A 10295-nucleotide genomic window follows, 5' to 3' on the forward strand; every position below is an offset into this window, starting at 1 on the left:
GCGAGCTTTTGAAGCAAGAAAAAGCGAATTTTCGCTCCGAAATTGAAAGCGCTTGCCGAACTGAGTAACTTCAGTGCGCACTAAAATCATGCACTCAATGAGTCTGACCGCATTATTCCAGTTTCATCGCTAAAGCATAACTAAAGAGAGGGGCACGATCATGAAAAGGAATAAAAGAGTACTGTCCATTGTTATTATTATGGCAATGCTCGTGCAGGGACTGGCCCTGATGCCTGTCCAAGCCTTAGGAAACGCAAACGTGAACGGAAATAATCTCGATTTTGAGTCGGGCTTGACGGGATGGACCCCATCAGGAAACGTTCAATTGGCTACGGAGGGGTCAAAGCAAGGAACTGGCAGTGTTTTATTGCCGGCAGGCAGCTCTATAAGCAGAACGATTACCGATATCCCACAGGGTAGCTACACCTTGAAATTATGGGCAAAAGGAACGGCGGGCAATAACTCTGCTGCATTCACCATTAAGGATACCGGCGGTCCGGACTCTGTAGCCTTAGTAGACCCGCATTTGGTTACCCCAAATACGTGGGTTCAGATCGGACATCGCAACGTGCTCGTCTATAACGGGCAAATGACTCTTCAAATCAACGCGGGCAACCAGAGCTTGTATATCGACCATATTGAAATCCAACTGGATGCCGAGGATGACAACACGATTTTGAACTGGGGTTTTGAGGATGATTTGAATGAATGGACCAGTCAGGGTACCGTAGATGTGATTACTGAGGGCATCGACACGGGAGCTAAGGCGGTCAGACTATCGGCGGGCAGTGAAATTGTCCAGAAGGTAGCGGTTCAGCCCAACACCAAGTATGGACTGACTGTGCGCGCTAAGGTGGACAAGGAGGACAAGTTCCGCACCGAATCCGTCTATAGCGCAAGCGGCAAGATGGGAGAGCTAGTCCATCGCACCGAGCTAGGGAACAGGGTTAACCTTGGTGCCAGAACGGCAGCGGGGCAAGATATTAAGGTCCTGCGCCAGGCACCTTCAGGTACGGAGGATTACTCACTAGTAACCATTACATTTATTACGGGTGAAAACGATACAGAGATCGAGGTCTATGCCAATACGGTCTTTGATCAGGCATATAGGGATTCCATTACGGTTTACAAGAACGATGACGAAACCTCTCTTGCCGATAATTGGAACGGCAACGGGGCGGACAAAGCGTATGTCGACAATTTCAACTTGTTTGCGATTCAGGATGAAAACCAGATCAAGGGAGCGGACGTGTCCTTTCTCCCGGCAATCGAAGATAACGACGGCAAATATTTCGCCAATGGCGTGCAGCAGGATTCGTTGCGGATCTTCTCCAATCATGGGGTAAACTCGATTACTAGCATGATCATGGTTCATGCGGGTAATGTAATGCACGGTTGGGAAACCGCGCCGCTGCCAATCGTGACGGGCAAGAACGAAGACGGCAGCGACTTCTATTATCGCATGATCGATGGCTATTTCAGCAAAGAGGATTCTCTTATATTGGCTCGTCGGGCAACGGCCCTGAATATGAGCTTTTCGCCCAGCTTCCATTTCAGCGACGGGTGGATGAGCCAGGCCAAAGCGCATATGCCGCTCGAATGGATTGAGTCCAGCTATGATGGCAAATTAAGCAATCCGGATCTGGAGCATATGAAGACGGTAGTCTACAACTATGTTTATGATTTTTTAAAGCCGTTTGCCGATGAAGGCTTGGATGTCGTTTCGGTTAAACAGGGCAATGAGCAAAACAGCGGTATTTTGTGGCCTGTCGGGCGGGGAGGAAGCGCAGCCGGGCACAAAGAGCTGGTTACCGCCGCCATTGAGGCGACTAACGATGTCATGTCTGGGGTTCCGTCCTCTATTCACTCCAATAAAGGGAGCGACACTGGCATTGCAAATTCGCTCTTTGGTCCAATGGTAAATGACGGCATACCTCTTCAAGGAACGTCACATTCGTTATATGGGGGTCATTCCAGTGCCAGAACATTGATTATGGCGGATTTTTTGCGGAATGACAGCCGGTACAGGTACCTGGACTTTATTAATGTAGAAACCGGTTTTTCATTTACGAATTATTTGGCCACCTTTGAAACCGAATCATCTGGTATGGGACAGGTTTATTATAAAAGAAGCCCTAATGGACAATATAACTGGCTGCTTGACTATATGCAGGCGCCGCTTGACGCCACCAATCCGCACGGACAGACCAGAGGTTTCTATTACTGGGCAGCGGAATGGATTCCAACGCCGGGCGCCGGAGGTGCACAAGGGGGAACGGGCGGGGTAAACGTCCGAATTATGTTTAACAACGGCGATGTCAACATTAAAGAGATGGGCAGCAGCAAACCGGGCAAGGCAGGCGACATGATGGACAGCATGTACGCATACCTCATGCGCAGCGTGCCGAAAGCCAAAAATGCCGAGCTGCAGACGCCTATTCGCGATTATGGCGCTTCCTTTGCCATTACGCCGGCAGAGCCTACGGGCATCACGTTGCTTGAAAGCACGATGAATCTGACGGTCGGCGCGACTCCGAAACGCGTAAAGCCGACGGTTCAGCCTTACGATAGCGTATTGACGGACAGCGTGGTGACCTATGCTTCCAGCAATCCGCAAGTAGCTGTAGTATCTCATAATGGCATCGTGACGGCAAAAAGCGCGGGCACGGCAACCGTTACGGCAACGGTAAAAGGTGGACATTCCGCTTCGGTAGCCGTAACCGTAAGCAATCCTATTTTGCCGAGTAGTTTAAATGTGACCGATATAACGGGCGGAAACAGAGCGATTAACGAGGGAGATATCGTAACGTTAAAAATATTCGATAATAAGTCGGTTGCTGCAAGCCTGGGAGGACTTCCAACGGATCCTTCCGTCACTTTCCGCTCCGATAATCCCGATATCGTTTCCTTCTTCGGGGATACGTGGGAAACCGAAGACGGCGTAATGAGGCAGATGACCGGAACGAATAGCCGGGTGAAGCTGATTGCAAACAAAGGCGGCACGGCAAACATTACGGCAACTTCTTCCGCGAATCCTAGCCAAGAGCTGCGTTTTGCCGTTAACGTTACTAGCGTGCCAGTAACGGGCTTGACGCTGGACAAGCAGGAATTGGCGCTTAGCTACGGGCGTACGGCAAAGCTCACGGCAACGGTGGCGCCAAGCAATTCCAGCAGATACAAAGTGCTGTGGACGTCCAGCGACGAAACGGTTGCCAAGGTGGATGAAACGGGTCGCGTCACGGCAATTGGAGTGGGCGAAGCGCAAATCCGGGCAACCTCGGATGACAGCAGCGCTATTTTTGCCGAAATAACGGCGACTGTTCTGCCCGTCCAGGTAGAAGGAATACGCATGCTTTATGACGAAGTGGTTGTACAACGAGGCTCTACCAAAAAAGTGCTGGCCGAAGTATTGCCTGCCGACGCAAACAACAAGACGGTAACCTGGACCTCCGGCGACGAAACTATCGTTACGGTGGATCAGGACGGCAATGTAATGGGAATAAACGATGGAACAGCCGTCATTACGGCAACGACGGTTCCTGGCATCAACGGCATTCCGTATACGGCTAGCACGACGGTCATCGTGCAGCAGGAGCCTATACCCGTTACCGGCGTTGAATTAGGCATAAAGGAATATTACTTTAAGTCTGATTATTTCTCTGAAGCGGCTTCGGAGGATTTGGCACCCGCAGTCAGGCTGACGGCAAAGCCGGTTCCCGCATTGGCGACGAATGATCGACTGATCTGGACATCCGATACGCCGGAGGTCGCCACTGTCGACCAATTCGGCAATGTGGCTGCAGTAAGCAGCGGCACCGCAAAAATAAGCGTTAGGACGGATGACGGCGGTTATACGGATACGGCGGTTATCTATGTTCCTTCGGTCAGCGAAAGCTTTGAAAACAGAGCGGCCGGCCTCGCTTGGGGGACAGTCAATGGCGCAAGTACGGCCATGGGTGCAACCATAGCAGGGACGGAGAACGATCAATATGTGGCTCTGGGCGCCAGCGGCACAGGCGGGCGGGGAACTCGTAAACTCCTTGCGAAGCCTCTTGTGAATGATGAGATAGTCGTTGATGTTGATTTTAATTTCGGCGCGCCGACCAATTCAAACGGTGTTTATTTTACGCTGATGGACAGCTCGCTCAATCGATATCTGAGCGTGCAAAAGGCGAGTGGCGGCGAAATCGTGTTTAACACGGGCGGTCAGCCGATCGCTAATGCAGCTCTTGCTAGCGCTACGCCGGTTGGAAGCGGCTTTACTGAAAATAATGCGTGGTACCATATTAGGGCTATTTTGAATATGAAGGCTCAAGAAATTACGCTTACCGTAACCAGCAAGCAGAATCCAACGCTTACGGCTACTCATAAGGTGCCATTTCATTCCGGCACGGCGTATAAGAAGGATTTGGCAGGAATTGAATTCCAGGCGACTAGAAGCGGCGGTACGTTGAACTGGAACGGCATGCTGGATAATTTGAATCTGTATGCAGCAGGCCCAGTGCCGCTTCGTATTAATGCCAACGTGAATGGAATCAAACTGATTCCGGTTGCCGGGACATTGGGCACCAGCGCTCAGCTAACGGCTGCGATTTATCCGGAGAGCGCTTCGCAAGAGGTCGTTTGGGCCGCCCAGGGAGAGGGAGCATCGGCTATTTCGGTGAGTCCTTCGGGCTTGGTGCAAGCGAAGCAGACGTATGGAACTTTGGCAGAGGTCCCATATACACAAACCGTGGTTAGGGTAAGCTCCAAGCAAAACCCGAACCTGTACAAGGAAATACCGGTTACAATTACGAATGAAATTTCTGCCGATGAGCATTTCTTTATCTTGGATGAAGGAGGCGCTATCCTTTATAGAGCCGGTGAGAACCCTGAACCAATTGAGCTTGCGACCAGCGATGTCAAAAAGCTTACGGCGAGAGTGACGGGCGGCGACGGGGATACGGATTTGGCGGGCGTGCAATGGAGCTCCGATAATTCGGACGTGTTGACGGTTACACCGAATGCGGCCAATCCGCGAATTGTCGATTTGCAGGCGCTGCAACCGGGAGAAGCCAGTGTTACGCTTACGATTACGCTGTATGGCACTCCTCTCTACCAAAAAAGCGCAAGGCTTTCCTTTGAAGTCAAAGGCGAGGAGAAGCTAGTACCCAAGCTGAACCAGGCGATTATGGAGGCAGAGAGCGCCAAAGCGTATCCGGACGACTACTATACGGCGGCCAGCCTGCAAAACTTCAACGCCAAGCTTCAGGCGGCGAAGCAGTATTCGGAGGCGGGCGAACCGGCCGCAGACAAGCGCCAGGAGGTTCTTGACAGTATCGCGGCACTGGAAGCAGCCGTTGATGGACTGGCAAAAAGCAGTCATATCCCGGCGACAAACATTGCAGTCGAACAGCTATCTTATCCAGTGCCTGTAGGAAACAAAATCAGGCTTACGGCAAGCCTGACGCCTTCTTACGCTAATGACATCATTCGCTGGAGCTCCAGTGATGAAAGCATTGCGACGGTTGACGCCAATGGGCGGCTAACTGCTCTGGGTAAAGGCGTAGTTCAAGTTACAGCCACAACCGGCAGCGGAGCGACGACTTCGGCCAATATCGTCATTGGGAATGATTTGACGTCTTGGTACGACAAAACGGGCGTTACGATTACCGGTGAAGGCAATGGCGCGAACTATCCGGCAATTAACCCGTTCGTGAATGCCCGGACCAATGATACGGCCGGCCCTGCCTGGTCGACGGGAAGCAATACGAAGATGGGCTCTATCACGATCGCATTAGGAAAGCCGGCGAGCCTTAAAAGCATTGATTTGGCGTTCTGGCAAACGATGAAGTACAAGGTCGAGGTATCGGAGGACGGATCGACCTGGACAACGGCGATCGACAAATCCGAGCAGTTTAGCAGCGCAGCCAGTTTCTCGGAAAGCTTCTCGGAGGGAACGACCGCATCCTACATCAAGCTTACGACTATTGGCGTTTCAACGGCAAGAGACTGGGTCGGCGTTACATTGGTGCGCGTAAACGGCCAATATCTTGTCGAGCAGGACTATGGGGTATCAGTAGCCCAGGGGATAGAGAATGGAACGGTATCCGCTACGCCGACAAGGGCGGTTGCCGGAGAAACGGTTTCCGTTAGCGCGGTGCCCGATGCGGGATACGAGCTTCAGCAAATTAGCGTTTTCATCAATAACGCTGATTTAACACCTGTTGTTGTGGTTACGGAAGGCAGATTCGTTATGCCAAACAGTAATGTAATTGTATCGGCGGTATTTTCGAAGATTGCCGTGGAACCGACCGAGGATACAGAAGCGCCAACATGGCCGGAATCCAGCACGTTGACTTCATCCAATGTGGACACGTCGAGCGTAACATTGGCATGGGGCGTTGCTACAGACAATGTTGCGGTAACGGGCTACAAGATGACTTGGAGCGCAGGAGGCCAGGAACAGCTTCTGGAAGTCGAAAAGGATGTCACGAGCACCATGATCAGCGGTCTTCAAGCTGGTACGGCCTATACGTTTAAGCTTACCGCAATTGACGCGGCTGGGAACCGGAGCGTCGAGCGGGAGATTACCGTAACTCTTGCCGAGCAGGACTACGCCATAACAATAGCCCAGGAGATCGAGAATGGAACGGTTTCCTCCACGCCAACAAGGGCGGTTGCCGGAGAAACGGTATCCGTAGGCGCAGTGCCTGCTACAGGGTACGAGCTTCAGCAAATTAGGGTTGTCATGGATAACGCTGATTTAACGCCTATTGATGTGGATACGGAAGGCAGGTTTGTTATGCCTAACGGGAATGTAATTGTATCGGCAGTATTTTCGAAGATTGCCGTGGAACCGGAGCCGGAACCGACCGAGGATACAGAAGCGCCAACATGGCCGGCATCCAGTACCTTGACTTCATCCAATGTAGGCACGTCGAGCGTAACATTGGCATGGGGCGCTGCCACGGACAATGTTGCGGTTACAGGTTACAAGGTGACTTGGAGCACTGGAGGCCAGGATCAGCTTCTTGAAGTCGGAAAGGATGTCAGGAGTACCACGATTAGCGGTCTTCAATCTGAAACCAGCTATACGTTCAAGATTGCCGCAGTTGACGAGGCTGGAAACCGGAGCGCGGAGCGGGAGCTTACGGTCATAACAAGCTCAAGCTACTCGCCGCCATATGTACCGCCTGTAGATCCTGTAAAGCCAACGGAGCCGGAGCTTCCGAATACTCCAGAGGAGCCAAGCGAGCCTGTTGGACCGGAAGTGCCGAATGGGCCAGAGCAACCCGTCGCCCAGTTTAAGGACGTTTCGGAAGAGCATTGGGCTGGGGCAGCGATTAAGCGGGCAGCAACGCTGGGAATCGTAAACGGATATTCCGACAATACGTTCAAGCCTAACGCGGCAACAACCCGCGCCCAGTTTATGACGATGCTGGCGAAAGCGTTCAAGTGGCAGGGAGAACAGCCGGAGCTTGCCTTTAGCGACAATGGCGAAATCGGAGCATGGGCGAAGGACGCAATTGGACAAGGCATGGAGCGAGGTATTATTACGGGCTACAGCGACGGAAGCTTCCGACCGAATCAGGAAATTACGCGGACGGAAATGATCGTTATGTTAGCTAGAGCGATGAATGTTGCTCAATCCGGCAATGAAATGACCGAGTTTGCCGATGATACAGATATCCCGGCCTGGGGGAAAGGCGCAATCGAAGCATTGCGCGGTCTTGGCATTGTTACTGGACGCGGCAACAACAGCTTTGCGCCAAACAATGCGGCAACGCGAGCCGAAGCGCTTGTCCTTATTTTGCGGGTTTTGGATCTAAATGAGCAAGATGCAGCGTTGTAGTAGGTTAACCTAACCCAATAGCTGCCGCCCACTTTCTGTCAGAGGACGGTCGGCAGCCTGCAACAACCCCCAGCACCGTAATGTACGCCCCTAGAATACACATTGGAACCCCCGGTTCCGATGAATGCTAGGGGCGTCTTTTTTAACTAACGGATTGTCAAGCTAAGTGCGACAGTTCGTCCATGAAGGATTCGGATGCAGACTTCCAGCCCAGACATTTACGAGGGCGATGGTTGATGAGGCGGACGGCTTCTGCCAGTTCCTCGTCAGAAACCGTTGCAAGGTCATGACCCTTGGGGAAAAACTCCCGTAGGAGACCATTTCCGTTTTCATTGGAACCTCTTTGCCATGAGGAATAGGGATCTGCAAAATAAACCTTGATGTCGTGAACGTTCTCTAAAGCAGCATAACAGGCGAACTCTTTTCCGCGATCGGTTGTCGCTGTCTGAAAGGTCCCTTGCGGGTACTGGCTAGCGGCAACACCAAAGGCAACTTCCATAGAATGTGCGGTGCGATCCGGCATCTTTACGGTTAAATAGAGACGTGTTTTACGATCGATGAAGATGGCCGCGCAAGCCTTGCTATTTCCTCGAAGGAATTGGGGATCTCGCGGAGTTATGTGAGCCGGATTGAGAAGCGGGCGCTCATGAAACTTTATCATGAGTTTTATAAGGCGAAGCGTTGAGACTGATTTGAGCTCATTCAGAACATCCGATTTTATTGACTGTTTGTAATAGGGAAACCCGATGTTATTTCAACAAATGAAACCAAATGGCAGAGATGTCGTTTGGTTTTTTTACTGTTTACATACTCGACACATCGTATTGCAATAGACATGGATTTGGATAAGTTCTTCAACCGTATCCATCATGACCACTTAATGGCTAAGCTTGCAGAACAAATAACAGATAAAACGGTGCTGGAACTTATTCGCAAATACTTGCAGGTGGGAGTCATGGAAGGTGGTCTTGTCCGAGCATCAACGGAAGGAGCTACGCAAGGAGGTCCCCCCAGTCCATTATTATCGAACATCGTCCTTGACGAATTAGATAAGGAACTGGAAAAGAGGAACCTTCGCTTCGTGAGATATGCCGATGACTGTAACAACTACGTGAAAATGTGAAGAGCAGGGCAACGCGTGGTGAAATCTGTAACGGCATTTATCGAAGGAAAACTGAAACTGAGGGTCCATCGCGAGAAAAGTGCGGTAGACCGCCCATGGAAACGAGAGTTTCAAGAAGCCATTTATTGTGCAACTGATCTTTATTTAGAAATCTGTTCGGGAAGGAAACCAAGCGATTTGTGATTTGCAGATCAGTAGTCATCATAACTTTATAGTTCGTTGCCATTAGGGGCTTGATTTGCCCCTATTTTTTTTCAATATTATATACTCCAAACATGTGGAGTGCGGAAACATGAATAATATTTTATGGGGACGAACTGGGATGTGTTGTGGTTACATCGGGTTGTGTTCACATTGTCAAAAAATTCGACAATACCGGTGAGGATCTCGAGGATCTAATCTCCATCGGTACGATTGGATTGATCAAAGCGATCGAGAGCTTTCAGACCGGTAAAGGTACGAAGCTCGCGACGTTCGCGGCTCGCTGTATTGAGAACGAAATACTTATGCATCTGCGGTCGCTGAAGAAGACACGCAAGGACGTATCGCTGCACGATCCGATCGGCACGGATAAGGAAGGCAATGAGATTACGTTGATCGATATCCTCGGTACAGAGGCTGATGATATCGTGGATAAGGTGCAGCTGAAGATTGAGAAGAGCAAGATTTATAAAAATCTTGATATATTGGATGACCGCGAGAAGGAAGTTGTCATAGGTCGGTTTGGTTTGGAGCATGGCGGGGATGAGCGGACGCAGCGGGAGATTGCGAAGGAGCTGGGGATCTCGCGGAGCTATGTGTCGCGGATTGAGAAGAGGGCGCTTATGAAGCTTTATCATGAGTTTTATAAGGCGAAGAGATGAGACTGATTTAAGCTCATACAGAACATCCGATTTTATTGGCTGTTTGTTGTAGGGAAACCAGATGTTACTTCAATTAATGAAACCAAATGGCAGAGATGTCGTTTGGTTTTTTACTGTTTATATACTCCACACATGTGGAGTGCTCAATATTGATGGTACGAAGATGAAAAAATGAGATGTGACAGTTTCGCTCAAATGTTCAACTATAGTAAGTACCACATAAGTGAAAGGAATATCTGTTTGAAATTGTAAAAATGTGTAGAAGAATAGGAATCCCAATATTTACCTTGAATATATAAATAGGGCTATCAGCCTATTTAAACTATTCGAGGGGGATAAAGGTATGAACCTGAATTACGAAAGTGCGACCTCATAAAAACATAAAAAAGTGCCCTAATCTTTGGTAGAATGGTGTTTACGAAGACAACATCACCCAAAGAGAGGAGCACCCATAAAGTGAAGTTTACCACAAAAA

Annotated in this window: 2 protein-coding genes and 3 pseudogenes; 4 read left to right on the plus strand and 1 reads right to left on the minus strand. The window is 50.2% G+C overall.

The window, feature by feature from the left end:
• Positions 1–160: 160 nt before the first annotated feature.
• Positions 161–7834: an Ig-like domain-containing protein gene (locus E0496_RS24315; protein WP_141504340.1), complete on the plus strand. Its 7674-nt coding sequence runs from the start codon at positions 161–163 to the stop codon at positions 7832–7834.
• A gap of 157 nt (positions 7835–7991) precedes the next feature.
• Here the strand turns inward: E0496_RS24315 and E0496_RS24320 are convergent.
• Positions 7992–8426, minus strand: a pseudogene (locus E0496_RS24320) (IS30 family transposase); the annotation flags it as partial.
• Between E0496_RS24320 and E0496_RS24325 the strand changes: the two are divergent.
• The 3 genes and pseudogenes from E0496_RS24325 to sigK form a co-directional block, all read left to right on the plus strand.
• Positions 8424–8519: pseudogene (locus tag E0496_RS24325) on the plus strand (sigma factor-like helix-turn-helix DNA-binding protein); the annotation flags it as partial. The pseudogenes E0496_RS24320 and E0496_RS24325 overlap by 3 nt on opposite strands.
• Positions 8520–8651: 132 nt before the next feature.
• Positions 8652–9068, plus strand: a pseudogene (locus E0496_RS24330) (reverse transcriptase domain-containing protein); the annotation flags it as partial.
• A 185-nt stretch (positions 9069–9253) separates the two neighbouring features.
• Positions 9254–9820 carry an RNA polymerase sporulation sigma factor SigK gene (gene sigK / locus E0496_RS24335; RefSeq protein ID WP_338325873.1) on the plus strand — a complete coding sequence of 189 codons (567 nt, stop codon included), beginning with the start codon at positions 9254–9256 and terminating at the stop codon, positions 9818–9820.
• The last annotated feature ends 475 nt before the right edge of the window (positions 9821–10295 follow it).

The organism is Paenibacillus luteus (assembly GCF_006542765.1).
In the GTDB taxonomy this organism is placed as follows: domain Bacteria; phylum Bacillota; class Bacilli; order Paenibacillales; family Paenibacillaceae; genus Pristimantibacillus; species Pristimantibacillus luteus.